Source organism: Flagellimonas olearia, assembly GCF_009184425.1.
GTDB lineage: Bacteria > Bacteroidota > Bacteroidia > Flavobacteriales > Flavobacteriaceae > Flagellimonas > Flagellimonas olearia.
The window spans coordinates 1,406,049-1,423,446 of sequence record NZ_WELG01000001.1; the positions used below are offsets into that span (position 1 = coordinate 1,406,049).

At 45.0% G+C, this 17,398-nt stretch carries 11 protein-coding genes; 9 read left to right on the forward strand and 2 right to left on the reverse strand.

Features of this window, described 5'->3' with window-relative positions; translation table 11 throughout:
• Positions 1 to 89: 89 nt before the first annotated feature.
• Entirely contained in the window at positions 90 to 1,859 is a 1,770-nt protein-coding gene (locus tag F8C76_RS06095) for an AMP-dependent synthetase/ligase (protein WP_152130889.1), read from the forward strand.
• A 97-nt stretch (positions 1,860 to 1,956) separates the two neighbouring features.
• On the opposite strand, the gene F8C76_RS06100 is transcribed toward F8C76_RS06095, so the two are convergent.
• Positions 1,957 to 3,531 (reverse strand): BspA family leucine-rich repeat surface protein, encoded by a 1,575-nt coding sequence (locus F8C76_RS06100; protein ID WP_152130890.1) that lies wholly within the window; start codon positions 3,529 to 3,531, stop codon positions 1,957 to 1,959.
• Between the two features lie 301 nt (positions 3,532 to 3,832).
• Between F8C76_RS06100 and F8C76_RS06105 the strand changes: the two genes are divergently transcribed.
• From F8C76_RS06105 to F8C76_RS06130, 6 genes are all read left to right on the forward strand, one after another.
• A complete protein-coding gene (locus F8C76_RS06105) occupies positions 3,833 to 4,279 on the forward strand; it encodes a MarR family winged helix-turn-helix transcriptional regulator (protein WP_152130891.1) in 447 nt (148 codons plus the stop codon).
• Between the two features lie 15 nt (positions 4,280 to 4,294).
• Positions 4,295 to 6,700 carry a 3-hydroxyacyl-CoA dehydrogenase/enoyl-CoA hydratase family protein gene (locus F8C76_RS06110; protein ID WP_152130892.1) on the forward strand — a complete coding sequence of 802 codons (2,406 nt, stop codon included), beginning with the start codon at positions 4,295 to 4,297 and terminating at the stop codon, positions 6,698 to 6,700.
• An 85-nt stretch (positions 6,701 to 6,785) separates the two neighbouring features.
• The gene (locus F8C76_RS06115; RefSeq protein ID WP_152130893.1) at positions 6,786 to 7,976 is read left to right on the forward strand and encodes an acetyl-CoA C-acyltransferase; all 1,191 of its coding nucleotides are present in this window, start codon (positions 6,786 to 6,788) and stop codon (positions 7,974 to 7,976) included.
• A gap of 37 nt (positions 7,977 to 8,013) precedes the next feature.
• A complete protein-coding gene (locus F8C76_RS06120) occupies positions 8,014 to 8,367 on the forward strand; it encodes a four helix bundle protein (protein ID WP_152130894.1) in 354 nt (117 codons plus the stop codon).
• 40 nt (positions 8,368 to 8,407) lie between these two features.
• Positions 8,408 to 10,213, forward strand: a complete 1,806-nt coding sequence (locus F8C76_RS06125; RefSeq protein WP_211372121.1) for an acyl-CoA dehydrogenase FadE — start codon at positions 8,408 to 8,410, stop codon at positions 10,211 to 10,213.
• A gap of 102 nt (positions 10,214 to 10,315) precedes the next feature.
• Complete coding sequence (locus tag F8C76_RS06130; protein ID WP_152130896.1) at positions 10,316 to 11,764, forward strand: pyridoxal phosphate-dependent decarboxylase family protein; 1,449 nt, start codon at positions 10,316 to 10,318, stop codon at positions 11,762 to 11,764.
• On the opposite strand, the gene F8C76_RS06135 is transcribed toward F8C76_RS06130, so the two are convergent.
• Positions 11,754 to 13,556, reverse strand: a complete 1,803-nt coding sequence (locus F8C76_RS06135) for a glycoside hydrolase family 15 protein (RefSeq protein WP_152130897.1) — start codon at positions 13,554 to 13,556, stop codon at positions 11,754 to 11,756. The two genes, F8C76_RS06130 and F8C76_RS06135, sit on opposite strands and share 11 nt — an antisense overlap.
• A 103-nt stretch (positions 13,557 to 13,659) precedes the next feature.
• Here F8C76_RS06135 and F8C76_RS06140 point away from each other — a divergent pair, with 103 nt between their 5' ends.
• Positions 13,660 to 15,870 (forward strand): bifunctional alpha,alpha-trehalose-phosphate synthase (UDP-forming)/trehalose-phosphatase, encoded by a 2,211-nt coding sequence (locus F8C76_RS06140; RefSeq protein ID WP_152130898.1) that lies wholly within the window; start codon positions 13,660 to 13,662, stop codon positions 15,868 to 15,870.
• A gap of 89 nt (positions 15,871 to 15,959) precedes the next feature.
• Positions 15,960 to 17,396 carry a nuclear transport factor 2 family protein gene (locus tag F8C76_RS06145; protein ID WP_249042366.1) on the forward strand — a complete coding sequence of 479 codons (1,437 nt, stop codon included), beginning with the start codon at positions 15,960 to 15,962 and terminating at the stop codon, positions 17,394 to 17,396.
• Positions 17,397 to 17,398 lie beyond the last annotated feature (2 nt).

Genomic DNA, 17,398 nt, shown 5'->3' on the forward strand with positions numbered 1-17,398 from the left:
ATGGTAAAAAATACGCTAGGGAATTGTTAAATCGATTTCTTGGAATGGCGACGATTTGCTATTTTGCAATTACCAAATAGAAACTTAGTATGCAAAACGTTACCCGATTGTTTGATTTCCCCTATTACCAGTTGAAAAAACTTCCACTGGAAAAGTCATTGGTCACCAAATACAATGGCAAATGGGTAGCAACTTCAACCCAAGAATATGTGGACAAGGCCAACGCCATTAGCAGGGGGCTACTGCGTCTGGGGGTACAGCCCAACGACAAGATTGCCATAATTTCCATGACCAACCGTACGGAGTGGAACATCATGGACATTGGGGTACTCCAAATCGGTGCGCAGACCGTTCCCATTTACCCAACCATCTCCGAAGAGGATTACGAATATGTACTAAACCATTCCGAAGCCAAGTATTGCTTTGTTTCCTGTGGTGAAGTACTGGAGAAGGTTTTGGCCATCAGCTCAAAACTTAAAAATCTAGAAGATATTTTTTCTTTTGACCAACTGGATAACTGCAAACATTGGGGGGAAGTCCTGGAAAAAGGAGCAGACAATTCCAACCAAGAGGAAGTGGAAAAATTGAAAGATGGGGTAAAGCCAAAAGATTTGGCCACTTTGATTTATACTTCGGGAACTACTGGAAGGCCCAAAGGGGTTATGCTCTCCCATGACAACATTGTATCCAATGTGCTTTCAAGTGAAACAAGGGTACCCTTTGAAACTGGAGGCAGTGCACTAAGTTTTTTGCCCGTTTGCCACATTTTTGAACGGATGATCTTGTATCTCTACCAATACTGCGGTATTGAAATCCATTTTGCGGAAGGGCTGGACAAGATCAGTGACAATGTCAAGGAAGTAAAGCCCAATGTAATGACAGTGGTGCCCCGGTTGCTGGAAAAGGTGTATGATGCCATTATTGCCAAAGGGACCCTACTTACTGGGATTAAGAAGAAACTGTTCTTCTGGGCCGTGGATCTAGGCCTAAAATACGAACCCTACGGCAAAAACGGCTGGTGGTACGAACAACAACTTGCCTTGGCCCGAAAGCTGATCTTTAGCAAATGGCAAGAAGGCTTGGGTGGAAACCTAACGGTCATGGTATCGGGAAGTGCCGCTTTGCAGCCTCGTTTGGCCCGTGTATTTGCCGCGGCGGGCATGCCGGTCATGGAAGGTTACGGTCTTACCGAGACCTCTCCCGTAATCGCGGTTAATGACGAACGGAACAAAGGCTGGAAAATAGGAACGGTAGGCCGTATCATCGATGGGGTTGAAGTGAAAATCGCCCAGGATGGCGAAATTCTTTGTAAAGGCCCCAACGTGATGATGGGCTACTACAAAGATCCAGAAAAAACGGCCGAAGTCCTTACCGATGGCTATTTCCATACCGGGGATATTGGCGAAGTGGATGCCGATGGCTTTTTGCGCATCACGGACCGTAAAAAGGAAATCTTCAAGACCTCTGGCGGAAAGTATGTGGCGCCACAGTTGTTGGAAAACCGGTTTAAACAATCCCGCTTTATAGAACAGATCATGGTGGTGGGCGAAGGCGAAAAAATGCCCGCGGCACTGATACAACCTAATTTTGAATTTCTGCACGAGTGGGCCAAACGCCATAAGGTAACGGTTGGGGAAAACTCGGATATTGTACACAACGAAAAGGTCATCGCCCGTATCCAGGAAGAAGTGGATCTGGCCAATGCCGATTTTGCCAAGTGGGAAAAGGTAAAACAGTTCCGCTTGACACCTGACGTGTGGAGCGTAGACAGTGGCCACCTGACCCCTACCATGAAACTGCGCAGAAAAATCGTGAAGGAAAAGTATCTGGACCTCTACAATGATATTTATGGGCATTGAAGTTCTAAAGAATCAACTCTTTAAATTAAAAAGGGGAAACCAAATTGGTTTCCCCTTTTTAATAATTCATTTTTTCCCTTATCAACTGTTTGTAAAGTTATTGACACTGACTGTCTCCAGAAATCTGCCATCCATAGGTATTTATGAGTTCATTTCTTGCATCTATGGCTTCTTGCCCACAAAACACTAGTTCATGTGAACCTAAAGTAATATCAGCAGGCACATTCTGCTGGGCTGACCAACCTATCAAGGTGTTACTATAATTGGCCTGGTCAAGTCCAGATGATGAAAGCATGTTATACATAGTATTCACACTTTTTATATTCCAACCACCCAAATCCTGGTTAAAATTAATAGCATTGGTAAACATCTCAGACATTTGGATGACATTAGATACGTTCCAATTGCTAATGTCACCGTTGAAGGCACTATTTGTGAACATGACACTCATATATAAAACTTCATTAGTAATCCAACCCCCAATATTACCGTCTACAAATGAAGTAGTACCACGAAACATTCCACTCATATTAAGGACCCCACTCACATCCCAAGTACTAAGATCTCCGTTGAATGAACTACAATACGCAAACATCTCTGACATGATTATCACATTTTCAAGGTTTGGTGAGTCGGTGGCTTTGTAGACCATATTTGTACAGCCTTTAAATGCTCCCGCCATGGTCTCCCACTCAATGGTGCCCCATTGATCTATGCTTTGCAATGACAAGGGTGTTGCAGCTTGTTCTATCATGTGTATGTAAGGAAAAGTTCCAACGATGGACACCGTATAAGTTCCTGCAGTTTCGTAGGTATGTGTTATGGTTTTGTCTAGATTTTCATTTGTGGACGTTTCAATGTTCCCATCCCCCCAATTAATCTGATAATCATAGGAGAGTTCAAAGAACAAACCTATCGCAATCTCTTCATTATCGGTTGTGGTCTTCCAAGTAGTCACAAAAGCATTCTTGTCATCAGAGTGGGCCTCGGGCACATCGGTTACGGTAATATACATCCATGCCTCCACAATGTTTTCCCCGTCACTTGCCGTTACAATAATACCAAATTCATGGGCGGTCTCATAATCCAAGGAGACTCCCTCTATCAATGTCAATTGGCCATCCGCTGAAATGGCAAATAACGGTTCGTTTATGGAATACCCATCATTCTGTTTAATCTCAAAGGTCAAGTCGTCGTCATCCATGGCCACCACAGTGCCAATTACATCTATGTCGCCAATGTTCTCCGCCACTTCAAAACTTTGGTCCTCCATTTGTGGGAGCTGGTTAACATCGGTCACATTAATGATCATGTCTGCCTGGGCACTATCCGTGCCATCATTAACACTCACCGTGATGGTGTGCTGTGCTTTGGTGGCAAAGTCCAAACTCTTATTGGCGGCCAAACTCAGTTTGCCATCTGTTTTCCCTATCTCAAACAGTCCGTCACTGTTGGTGGCAATGGAAAACTCAAGGGGATCGTTGTCATCATCCTGCGCGGAGACCGTACCGATCACAACGGCATCGTCAATGTCCTCATCGACCATAAAGGTCTTCCCCTCTATAGTTGGTGCGGTGTTGGTATCCGTTGGTGGTTTTGGGGCATCTTCCTTGCCACAGGAAACCACCATAAGGGCCAGAGGAACCAAATTGAGCAATCTTTTTAATTTCATTATTCTATGGATTTATAGGTTAAGGGTACAATTTGCCCAATCCAAAGGTTTTTCTTGGGGATGAATTGACGGATACCCCGTTTGAATTGACGGATGGGGATCAGTAAACCATGTTCAATTATACAATCACCAATTCTTTGATGGGGAAAATCCAAACTTTTTATGTAACTTACTATACCTCTTGCCATTTCGGGCACTGCAGAGAAATCCTTTATCCAGATTATTATTCCTTTTGAGTTAACTTAAATTTATTATGCATGCATAATAAATTTGTTTATATTTGAGGAAACCAAACCGGGCTATGAAAGATTTGACCATTGATTATGCATTGCGGGCTACATGGCAGGCGGTCAGTAGAATGTACAATGAGGAAGCCAAGAACTATGGTGTTACCATGGCCATTGGGTTTACCCTGTTGAGCATAGACCCAAAAAAAGGAACACCAAGTACTGCCTTGGGACCTAAAATGGGCATGGAGGCCACCAGCCTATCCAGAATCTTAAAAAATATTGAGGAAAGAGGATACATCCAGCGTAAACCCAACCCTAACGATGGTAGAGGCGTACTGATACATTTAACCACCTTGGGCCTGGAGAAACGGGAAGAATCCAAGGGAGTGGTGCTCCGGTTCAATGATGTGGTCAAGGAACACATCGCCGAAGAGGACTTGGTCGGTTTTTTTAACACCGTTGAAATCATAAACAAACTCATTTCCGATAAAAAAGTGTACATAAAAACAACTAATTAAAACAAACATTCATAAATGAAAAGGCATATCAATAAAGTTGCCGTCATCGGTTCTGGTATCATGGGAAGTGGCATTGCTTGCCATTTTGCCAATATTGGGGTCGAGGTCCTTTTGCTGGACATTGTTCCCCGGGAACCCAATGAAAAAGAAAAGGCCCAAGGCTTGACCTTGGAGGATAAGGTCGTTAGAAACCGTTTGGTCAACGACTCCCTTGCTGCTGCATTAAAGTCAAAACCGTCTCCTATCTATCACCAGAAATTCGCAGACCGAATTATTACGGGAAATTTGGAGGATGATATCGCCAAGGTGGCCCAAGTGGATTGGATCATCGAGGTGGTAGTGGAACGGCTGGACATTAAGAAGCAGGTATTCGAGAATCTGGACAAACACCGTACTGCCGGTACCTTGATTACCTCGAACACCTCCGGTATTCCCATCAAGTTTATGAGTGAGGGACGCAGTGAAGATTTCCAAAAGCATTTCTGTGGCACCCACTTCTTCAACCCGGCCAGGTATTTAAAGCTCTTCGAGATCATTCCAGGGCCAAAGACCTCCCAAGACGTATTGGACTTCTTGAATGGGTATGGCGAACAGTACTTGGGAAAAACCTCCGTGGTGGCCAAGGACACCCCCGCCTTCATCGGGAACCGAATCGGAATTTTCAGTATCCAAAGTCTTTTTCATGCCGTGAAGGAGTTGGGCATGACCGTCGAAGAGGTAGATAAATTGACAGGACCTGTGATTGGTCGACCTAAATCAGCCACCTTCCGTACTGTGGATGTGGTAGGGTTGGATACCTTGGTGCACGTGGCCAATGGCATTTATGAAAACTGTAAGGACGATGAACGCCATGAACTCTTTAAACTTCCAGATTTCATCAACACCATGATGGAAAACAAATGGTTGGGGAGCAAATCTGGACAGGGATTCTATAAAAAAGTACAGGGCGACGATGGGAAAAGTGAAATCCTCACATTGGATTTGGACACTATGGACTATCGCGCCAAAAAGAGTGCAAAATTTGCCACTTTGGAGCTCACCAAGACCATTGACAAGGTCATTGAGCGTTTTCCCGTATTGGTCGATGGCAAGGATAAGGCAGGGGAATTCTACCGAAAAAGCTTTGGGGCCCTATTCGCCTATGTGACCCATCGTATTCCCGAGATTTCAGACGAACTGTATAAGATTGATGATGCCATGAAGGCCGGATTTGGCTGGGAGCATGGTCCATTCCAGATTTGGGACGCCGTAGGACTGGAGAAAGGCTTGGAATTCATCAAGGCCGAAGGGCTGGAAGCTGCCTCATGGGTTGCAGACATGAAAGCGGCAGGTATTGATTCATTCTATACCGTAAAAGATGGGGCCACCTATTTCTATGACATCCCCAAAAAGACCATGGAAAAGGTTCCTGGTCAGGATGCCTTCATCATTTTGGATAATATCAGAAAATCCAACGAAGTGTTCAAGAATAGTGGCGTGGTCATCGAGGATTTGGGCGATGGAATTCTTAACTGTGAGTTCCAATCCAAAATGAATACCATTGGAGGTGACGTATTGGCCGGATTGAACAAAGCCGTGGACTTGGCCGAAAAAGACTTTCAAGGATTGGTTGTGGGTAACCAAGCGGCCAATTTCTCTGTTGGGGCCAACATCGGCATGATTTTCATGATGGCCGTGGAACAAGAGTATGATGAGCTTAACATGGCCATAAAATACTTCCAGGATACCATGATGCGGATGCGATACTCCTCCATTCCCACCATCTCAGCGCCACATGGCATGTGTTTGGGAGGTGGCTGTGAGTTGTCCATGCATGCCGATAAAGTAGTGGCCGCCGCAGAGACCTATATTGGTCTGGTGGAATTTGGCGTTGGCGTCATCCCCGGTGGGGGTGGTTCCAAGGAAATGGCACTCCGCGCTTCGGATACGTTTAGGAAAAATGATGTGGAGTTGAATGTACTACAGGAATACTTCCTGACCATAGGAATGGCCAAAGTGTCCACTTCGGCTTATGAAGCCTACGATTTGGGCATTCTACAAAAAGGAAAGGATGTAGTGGTCGTGAACAAAGATCGACAAATTGCCACGGCCAAGGCCTACGCCAAATTAATGGCTGAGGCAGGCTATACCAAACCCGTTAAACGCAAAGACGTAAAAGTACTTGGAAAACAAGCATTGGGTATGTTCTTGGTGGGAACGGATTCCATGGAAGCCGGACATTACATTTCGGAACACGATAAGAAAATAGCCGATAAACTGGCCTACGTCATGGCCGGGGGAGATCTCTCCGAAGCCAGCTACGTTACCGAACAGTATCTATTGGATTTGGAACGCGAAGCCTTCCTTTCCCTTTGTACAGAACGGAAAACCTTGGAACGTATCCAACATATGTTAAAAACCGGTAAACCCCTGAGAAATTAGATGATTTGGAATGTTAGATTTCCAGAAGAGTTATAAAACTAATCTAACCATCCAAAAGTCAAAAAATCAAAGAATCCAAAAAAATATGAAAACAGCATATATCGTAAAAGCATACCGGACCGCAGTGGGCAAAGCGCCACGGGGACTGTTCCGTTTTAAAAGACCGGATGAACTGGCCGCTGAGACCATCGAACACATGATGAAGGAACTACCGCAGTTGGACAAAAAACGCATAGACGATGTCATTGTGGGTAACGCCATGCCGGAAGCAGAGCAAGGGTTGAACATGGCCCGACTCATCTCCTTAATGGGATTGGATATTGAAGATGTTCCGGGAGTGACCGTCAATAGATATTGTGCCTCTGGACTTGAAACCATTGGAATTGCCACCGCAAAAATCCAATCCGGAATGGCAGATTGCATCATTGCAGGAGGCGCCGAGAGCATGAGCTACATTCCAATGGGAGGCTACAAACCCACCCCGGATTATGCCACTGCCAAAGAAGGGCATGAGGACTATTATTGGGGCATGGGACTTACCGCCGAAGCGGTGGCCCAACAGTTCAAGGTATCCCGGGAAGACCAGGATGTCTTTGCCTATAATTCACACATGAAGGCCTTAAAAGCCCAAGAAGAAAATAGGTTCCAAGACCAGATTGTTCCCATTGAAGTACAACATACCTTTATCAATGGAGCGGGCAAAAAAGAAACTACTAGTTACACGGTCAACAAAGATGAAGGGCCACGAAAAGGCACCAACATTCCTACCCTGAACAAGTTGAAACCCGTTTTTGCGGCGGGCGGAAGTGTTACCGCAGGAAACTCTTCCCAAATGAGCGACGGTGCAGCCTTTGTCATGGTGATGAGCGAGGAAATGGTGAAAGAATTGAATCTGGAGCCCATTGCCCGATTGGTGAACTATGCCGCTGCGGGGGTTGAGCCCAGAATTATGGGAATTGGCCCGGTAAAAGCTATTCCAAAGGCCCTAAAACAGGCCGGAATGAAGCAAAGTGACATCGAATTGATCGAATTGAACGAGGCCTTTGCCTCACAATCCTTGGCCGTTATCCGTGAGCTGGACCTAAACCCTGAAATTGTCAATGTGAATGGCGGTGCCATTGCATTGGGGCATCCATTGGGGTGTACAGGGGCAAAATTATCCGTGCAACTCTTTGATGAAATGCGGAAACGCAACATGAAAGGCAAGTACGGTATGGTGACCATGTGCGTGGGAACCGGACAAGGGGCCGCTGGGATTTATGAATTTCTATCTTAAGAAGTAAGAAAAGAGATCAGAGAGAAAAGACGTCCTAATGAAAAGACACAACTATAAAAGGATGAAAATATGGTTACTAGGATTAGAGATTGCAAATGACATTTCTGATTTGCTCCTTAAGTTTCCCAAACATGAACGATATGACCTAAGCTCACAAATAAGCAGATGCTCAATTTCAATGCCAAGCAATATAGCCGAAGGATCTTCCAGAACGGATAAATCTTTTAAGCATTTCATAGATATAGCATTGGGGTCCTCTTTTGAACTTGGAACTCAACTCTTAATCGTTAAACACAGAAATTATATTAACCCAAAAATTTTAAATACCCTTGAAGATAAAATAGGAGAATGGCAAAAAATGACCATGGGATTTCAAAATAGATTGAAATAAGTCTTTCCTCTATTTTCTATCTTCTTAAACCTTAATCAAAATGGAAACAGCAGAAAAAAACATACTGAGAGGAGGTCAATTTCTGGTAAAGGAAACCCCATGTGAGGATGTTTTCACCCTTGAAGACCTTACCGAGGAACAAAAAATGATGCGAGAAAGTACCAAGGAATTCGTAGATCGGGAACTTTGGGCGCATTGGGAACGTTTTGAGAAAAAAGACTACGCCTATACCGAGGAGTGTATGCGAAAGGCCGGTGAATTGGGCCTATTGAGCGTTGCCGTTCCCGAAGCCTATGGCGGAATGGGAATGGGATTTGTCTCCACCATGCTGGTCTGCGACTACATCTCAGGGGCTACAGGCTCCTTTAGTACGGCCTTTGGGGCACATACCGGAATCGGGACCATGCCCATTACCCTGTACGGTACCGAGGAACAAAAACAAAAATACGTCCCCAGGCTTGCCTCTGGTGAATGGTTTGGCGCCTATTGCCTCACCGAACCCGGCGCCGGTTCCGATGCCAATTCAGGGAAAACCAAGGCCGTTTTGTCCGATGATGGCAAATATTACAGCATTACAGGCCAAAAAATGTGGATTTCCAACGCGGGGTTCTGCAATATGTTCATTGTTTTTGCCCGAATTGAGGATGACAAGAACATCACCGGTTTCATTGTTGAGAACAATCCGGAGAATGGCATCACTTTGGGCGATGAGGAAAAGAAACTGGGCATCCACTCCTCCTCTACCCGACAAGTGTTCTTCAATGAGACCAAGGTACCTGTTGAAAATATGCTTTCCGAAAGGGGCAACGGATTCAAGATTGCCATGAATGCCCTGAACATTGGTCGGATTAAACTGGCCGCCGCCTGTTTGGAAGCCCAAAGACGGGTGCTCAATGAAGCGACCAAATATGCCAATGAGCGTATTCAGTTTAAAACTCCCATTATGAACTTTGGGGCCATCAAGGCCAAAATCGCCGATATGGCCACCAATGCCTACGTGGATGAGTCTGCCTCTTACCGAGCTGCAAAAAACATCGAGGACCGGATTGCTATTCGGGAGTCCGAAGGCAACTCGCACCAAGAAGCGGAACTTAAAGGTGTTGAAGAATACGCCATTGAATGTTCCATTTTAAAAGTGGCCGTATCCGAGCATGTGCAACACACTACGGATGAAGGTATCCAAATTTTTGGGGGAATGGGCTTTAGCGCGGATACCCCAATGGAATCTGCTTGGCGCGATGCCCGTATTTCACGGATTTATGAGGGAACCAACGAAATCAACCGTATGCTGGCCGTGGGCATGTTGGTGAAAAAAGCCATGAAAGGCCATGTGGACCTTTTAGGTCCTGCCACTGCCGTTGGTGAGGAATTGATGGGCATTCCATCTTTTGATACCCCTGACTTTTCCAAACTATTCTCCGAAGAGAAAGATTTGGTGGCCCGGATGAAAAAGGTCTTTCTTATGATTGCCGGTAGTGCCATTCAAAAATTTGGTCCGGATTTGGAACAGCACCAGATGTTGTTGCAATCCGCCGCGGATATTCTGATTCAGGTGTATTTGGCCGAATCTACCATCCTGCGTACCGAGAAAAATGCAAAACGTTTTGGAGAAGAAGCCCAAGCCACGCAAATTGCCATGTCCAAACTCTATTTGTACAGAGCCGTGGATATCGTCATCCAAAAAGGAAAAGAAGCCATAGTTTCTTTTGCCGAGGGAGATGAACAACGTATGATGCTGATGGGACTGAAGCGTTTCACAAAATATACTAACCAGCCCAATGTTGTGGCACTTCGCACGCAAATTGCGGATAAAGTTGCTGCAGATAACGGGTATACCTTTGACTGATGCAATTGTTTTTTGAAACAAAACAACTGAAGAGCCGCCCTTTTAGGGCGGTTTTTTTATATCCTATTTTGCAAGGTTGTATGGACAGCATACCTTTATGCTATGGAAAGGAACACTATGGAATCCCTTTATGACCAAAGGCAATTTAGGGAAATGGGTCACCGATTGATAGATCTTTTGGCCGACCATATCGACAACACCACCTCAGGGAAAAACCCAAAGACCATTGATTGGGCAGAACCCAGTGTTGAATTGGAATCTTGGAAAGATTTTTTCACCAACGGAAATGCAGACGATTTCTTTGAAAAGGTCATACAAAGAACCACCCATACCCATCATCCCAAATACATTGGGCACCAAGTGGGCGTTCCGGCCCCAATTACCGCCTTGACCGGCTTGCTGGCCTCTTTGTTGAACAACGGAATGGCTGTTTACGAAATGGGAATGTCCCCCACGGCCATGGAACGCATCGTCACGGATCATATTTGCAACAAAGTGGGTTATGGGGAAGCATCCAGAGGGTTGTTGACATCAGGTGGCACATTGGCCAATCTCACCGCATTGTTATCGGCACGGAAAGCCAAGGCAAAGCACAACGTATGGACGGAAGGCAGCTCCCAACAACTGGGTATCATGGTAAGCGAAGAAGCCCATTATTGTGTGGATCGCGCAGCACGCATCATGGGATTGGGAGACCAGGGAATCATTAAAATTCCGGTCACAAAAGATTTTACCATGGACATTTCCAAACTGGAGGAATACCACGCCAAAGCCTTGGAAAATGGGGTCCACATCTTTGCGATTGTGGGCAGCGCCCCATCCACCGCAACGGGTATTTACGATGATTTGGAGGCCATTGCCCGGTTCTCAGAAGAAAAAGGGTTGTGGTTTCATGTGGATGGTGCCCACGGAGGTGCTGCCATCTTTTCCAAGAAATACAAGCATCTGCTCAAAGGGATTGAAAAATCGGATTCCGTGGTCATAGACGGGCACAAAATGCTGATGATGCCCACCCTTACCACGGCACTTCTGTACCGGGAAGGTATCCACTCACACACCACCTTTGTCCAAAAGGCGGACTATTTATTGACCCATACGGATGAGGAAGATTGGTATAATGGAGGGAAAAGAACTTTTGAGTGTACCAAATCCATGATGGGCTTACATTGGTACATCTTATTAAAACTATACGGGGACGACATTTTTGACCAAAATGTGACCAAACTGTATGATTTGGGAAAAGAATTTGCCCAATGGATACAGAGTGATCCTAATTTTGAGTTGGCTATTGAACCCATGTCCAATATTCTCTGTTTCCGGTATGTGGCACCTCAACTGAGTTTGGAGCAGCTCAACAGCCTGAACCAATCCATCCGACAACAACTTTTAGAGGATGGGGAATTTTACATGGTCCAGACCCAACTAAGAGGAGTGCATTACCTAAGGACCAGTTTAATGAACCCCTTCACTACCCTAGAACATTTGGGGTGGTTACTGGAAAAAATCAAAACCCTTGCCGAAAAATTGATGGCTCCGGGACCTACGCAATAGATTCCAATATTTTTTCCTCGCTCTGTTTTCTTGAAAAGTTGATGGCACATTCGATCAAGGCCAAATGGGAATAAGCCTGCGGGAAATTACCCAACAAGCGCTTGGTCTTAAAATCAATATCCTCGCTAAAGAGTCCCAAATGATTGCTATGGCCCAACAAACGCTCAAAAAGTTCCAAGGCCTTTTCTTCCTCCCCTATTTTAAAGAGGCTGTTGATGAACCAAAAGGTGCAAATGGTAAAGGACGATGAGGGTTCGCCAAAATCGTCCTCATTCTTATAACGATACAATAATCCATCGTTGCTCAATCCCTCCTCAATGGCCTGTACCGTGTTCACATATTTGGGATCTCGGGCATTGATAAAACCATAGGGCTCCATCAACAATACCGAGGCGTCCAAATGGCGGGAACCATACGATTGCACAAAGGCATTGATGTCACTGTTCCATGCATTTTCATGGATATCCCTTTTGATTTCTTGCTCAAGGGCGGTCCATTTTTCAATCTTATGGGTCTTTCCAAAGATTTTGGCCACTTTAATGGCCCGGTCCAAGGCCACCCAGCACAGTACCTTGGAGAAGGTAAAATGTCGGTCTTCCCCTCGGAATTCCCAAATACCCTTATCCGGTTCTTTCCAGTGCTTACTGACAATCCAAACAATTCCTTTGGTGATGCTCCAGAGTTCCTCCACATTTTCAATATCATTGCTAAACTTCACCAACTGCTCATAGATGACATCCATAAGAATGCCATAAATATCGTTTTGTTTCTGCTTGTAGGCCGCATTTCCTATACGGACGGGCTTGGACCCCTTGTATCCATCCAAATGGTCCAAGGTCTGCTCTGTAAGTTTCTTTTCTTGATTGATACCGTACATAATCTGAAGTTTTTCATCCTTGTCCGGCATAAGGTCAATGATAAACTGCAGGTATCTTTTAGCGGAATTCTTATGCCCCAGTTCGGAAACCACCTTGATCACCATGGAGGCATCCCTGATCCAACAGAATCGGTAGTCCCAATTACGGACCTCACCAATGGTTTCGGGCAAAGAGGTCGTGGCGGCGGCCAAAACCGCCCCCGTTTTATCGTAAGTAAGCATTTTCAGGGTAATGGCACTCCGTACAATCTCCTTGTTGAATTTTTTATAGGTTGGGGTCTTATCCACCCAATCCAACCAATACACTTTGGTACGTTCCAATTCCAAGGCCATTTTTTCCGTAGTGGGCTTTAGGATCTTTTCATTGTAGCAGACCATAAAATAACCATCCTCTTTTAACGGAATCTCTACGCCCTCCAGCACCTCTTCTTTGTTGAAAGAGGTATAAAGGAACAAGGTGTCATACTTTAATTTATGGGTGAGGCTTGCCACAAAATCCTTTTTCACATGATGTTCCGTCTGTCCCAATCCGTATTCCAGTTTGGGATCATACTTCACTTTAAAGCTCGGCTTTCCCGAAACATACTTTACATACCGAACGATTTCTGGCGGGGCATTGTACTTTCCATTATTGTGTTTATGGTGCCTCGGCATAAAATCATGCACCTCAAAGACATCTTCCCCTCGGGAAAAACGTGTGATCAATATGGCCGTCCTTTCATAGTATTGTTGATGGATTTCATAGGCATCATCCACCAGAAACTCAAAGCTTCCTCCTTTTTTCTCATCCAACAACTTTGCAAAGACCGAAGTGGAATCAAATTGGGGCAGACAACACCAATCCAGCGAACCCGTTTTTGAGATCAAGGCCGCACTCCTACAATTTCCAATAATTCCATAATCCAGGTTCTCCATAGGCTAATTATCCTCAAAAGGTTTAGAATGAATTGCTTTTACAGTCGAATTTCCCGAAATTTAAAGAAACTTAAAAGTAAAACCTGTCAAAAAACACCCTTTTATGGCCAAAACTATCATAATCTCAAATCGACTGCCCGTTCAATTGCAAATCAACAATGGAAGCATCAATGCCATCCCCAGTGTAGGAGGATTGGCTACCGGAATGAAGTCGGTGCATAGTGGTAGTGAAAGCCTTTGGATAGGTTGGTCTGGCCTCACGGATGAGGATACCCCGCCCGAGCTTGAGGACGATATTGATAAGGCCTTGAAAGAAAATGGCTGTGCCAAGGTAAAACTGAATGCCCAAGAAGTGGACGGTTTTTACTTTGGTTTCAGCAATAGGACCATATGGCCCTTATTTCATTATTTTTTGAAGTATTCCGAGTTTGAACTGGATTTTTGGAACACCTATAAAGCCGTGAACCAGAAATTCGCCGATGCCATCATTGAAAAATCCGATGAGGATGACACCATTTGGGTACATGACTATCAGTTGATGCTGGTTCCGCAAATGGTCAGGGAAAAACGCCCTAATACCTCCATTGGATTCTTTTTGCACATTCCGTTTCCTTCCTACGAGATCTTTAGAACCCTCCCTTGGCGTGAAGAAATATTGGAAGGCTTGTTGGGGTCCGATCTTATTGGGTTCCACACCTATGACTATGAAAGACATTTTCTGAGTTCGGTGCGGAGATTATTGGGAATGGAAGTAAGCTTCAACGAGATTTTCATGGACAACCGTGTGATCAAAGTGGACTCTTTCCCCATGGGCATCGATTACAAAAAGTTCAGGGATGCCGCTTTGGTTCAGGGTGAACGGAAAAAAGACAACCGAAGCGATCTACAACAACGGTTGGATGACCATAAAGCCTCTGCCCCGGACACCAAATTGATCCTGTCCATAGACCGTTTGGATTATAGTAAAGGAATTGCCAAGCGCATCAATGCCTTTGAGTATTTCCTCAACAAATATCCAGAGTACAAAGAAAAGGTGCGTTTGATCATCCTTGCGGTGCCCTCGCGTTCCAACGTTCCCCAGTACCAGTTGCTCAAGAAAGAAATTGATGAGTTGGTGGGGCGTATCAATGGCGAATTATCCACTGTGAATTGGACCCCGATTTGGTACTTTTATCGTTCCCTTCCCTTTGAAAACCTCATCGACCTATATACTTCCAGTGACATTGCATGGCTTACCCCGCTTCGCGATGGGATGAACCTCGTGGCCAAGGAATACATTGCCACCCGAACGGACAAATCCGGAGTGCTTATTTTGAGTGAAATGGCCGGCTCTGCCTATGAAATGAACGAGGCCCTATTGATCAACCCCAATAATTTTGAACAGCAGGCAGATACCTTGCGCCAGGCCATTACCATGCCTCTGGAAGAGCAGCAATCCCGGAATACCTTCCTCCAAAAACGGTTGGAACGCTACAATGTGGAAGTGTGGGCCAACGAATTTATGAGTGCACTCAACCAGAAGAAAACAGCGGGACACGCCTATATTTCCCAAAAAATCACAAACGAGTGCCTCAACACCATCTCCAAGGAGTACGCTGACTCTTCAAAACGGCTGTTGTTCTTGGATTATGATGGCACTTTGGCCGGGTTCCACAAGGACCCTCAAAAGGCATTACCCGATGAAGAGCTATACGCCCTACTGGACCAATTGCACGAACAGGACAATACCACCCTCTTTTTGATCAGCGGTAGGGACAAGCAGACCTTTGGCAGGTGGTTCCTTCCCAAAAAATACAATATGATCGTGGAGCATGGGGTTTGGATTTCCAAGGATGGTGAGGACTTCAAACTCTTGGAAAATGTAAAGAGCGAGTGGATGGAAAAAATCAAACCGGTACTGGAATCTTTTGTGGATCGAACGCCCGGATCCTTTATCGAGGAGAAAAACTACTCCATGGCGTGGCATTACCGAAACACCGACCCTGACTTTGGTGAAAAAAGGGCCACGGAATTGAACACAGTCTTGACCAGTCTTATCGGGAATGACGATATTAGCGTTCTTAACGGAAACAAGGTCATGGAAGTCAAAAGCAGTAATGTAAACAAAGGTAGAGCCGCAGTGCGCATGCTGGGAGAGGATGACTATGATTTTGTGTTTGCCATTGGCGATGACTGGACCGATGAATTTATGTTCCAAGAACTTCCCGACTCGGCCATCACCGTTAAAGTTGGGCTTAAAAAGACCCAAGCCAAATACCATGTTGAAAACACCAAAAGGGTACGGGAACTTTTAAAACGGTTTGCAAAACCATGATGCAGCGATTTTGTTTTTTGCTTTGCTTGCTGGGAACCCTAAATAGTTTCGGTCAGGCTAATACCGAGGTCTACCTTTTTGACCTTGACATGAATACAAAGGATGCTCCATTGTCCAATCCCAAGAATATATCCAACAATCATGGGTATGACAACCAACCTTCATTTTGGGATGATAATACAGTATTGTTCTCTTCAACAAGGGCAGACCAAACCGATATCTTGCGATTCAACATCAACCAGGGAAGTACCTCTTCCTGGATTACCAATACCCCTACAGGAAGCGAATATTCACCTTTGAGAATACCTGGAAAAGATAACATATCGGCCATTCGGTTAGATTTGGATGGACTACAGCGATTGTATGAATATGATATCAAAACTGGGGAATCCCAACCCATTTCCGATTTGAAAATCGGTTATCATGTGTGGTACAATGACCATATTTTGGTATCCACCGTATTGGTGGCAGACCGGATGGATTTGGCTGTAATCGACCTTGATAATGGCTCCCACCGCATAGTGCATAAAAATGTTGGACGCTCCCTGCATAAAATTCCGGGTTCAGATTTGGTTAGTTTTATCAGCAAGGGGTCTTCTGAAAAGGAACTGTGGCAAATCAGATCCCTTGATGTGACCGATGATAAAATCGATTCTATCCTGACCTTGGTCAACCCAGTGGAGGATATGGTATGGTTGCCCAATGGCGCGCTCCTTATTCCCAATGACAATAGGATTTCCCTCTATAATCCAAAAGCGGGGGATACCAAAGATTTTCAGTTTTTTGACCGAGATCAAGTCTTTAAAATATCCCGAATGGCTGTAAATCCAAGTGGTACCCGATTGGCCTTGGTCACCGAGGTTTCACCCAAGGAAATTGTGCAAAGACAAGTGGATACTTTCAATAAACGGGATTTGGATGGGTTTGTCTCCTGCTATGCTGATAATGTGCTGGCACAACGCTTTCCCAACGATACCATGTATGTGGGAAAACCCAAGATGCTGGCCAATTACGAACGGTTTTACACCAACACCAAAAACGCAAAGGTTGAAGTGGTTAAACGAATTACCATTGGAAATAAAGTAATCGATGAGGAAATCACCCTAGTCGATGGTCGACAAGGCCATCAAGTGGCGTTGTATACCATTGAAGGTGGACTCATCACCTCAATGACCTTTATTTTTCCCGATCAGGAAACCGCAGATGCAGAGGCTGTTGTACAAGAACAATTGGATGCCTACAATGCCCGCGACATTGATGCCTTTATGGATACTTACTCGGACCATATCTCCCTCAATAATTTTCCCAACCAAGTTACCAGTAAGGGTAAAACGGATATGAGGGTACGGTACGATTCGTTCTTCGAAAGCACCCCCAATCTCCACTGTACCATCAAAAACCGTATGGTAATTGGGAACAAGATCATTGACGAAGAACAGGTAACGGTCAATGATTCGGTAATACATGCCGTGGCCATCTATGAGGTTGAAAATGGAAAAATTGCAAAAGTCACTTTTTTACGATGAGT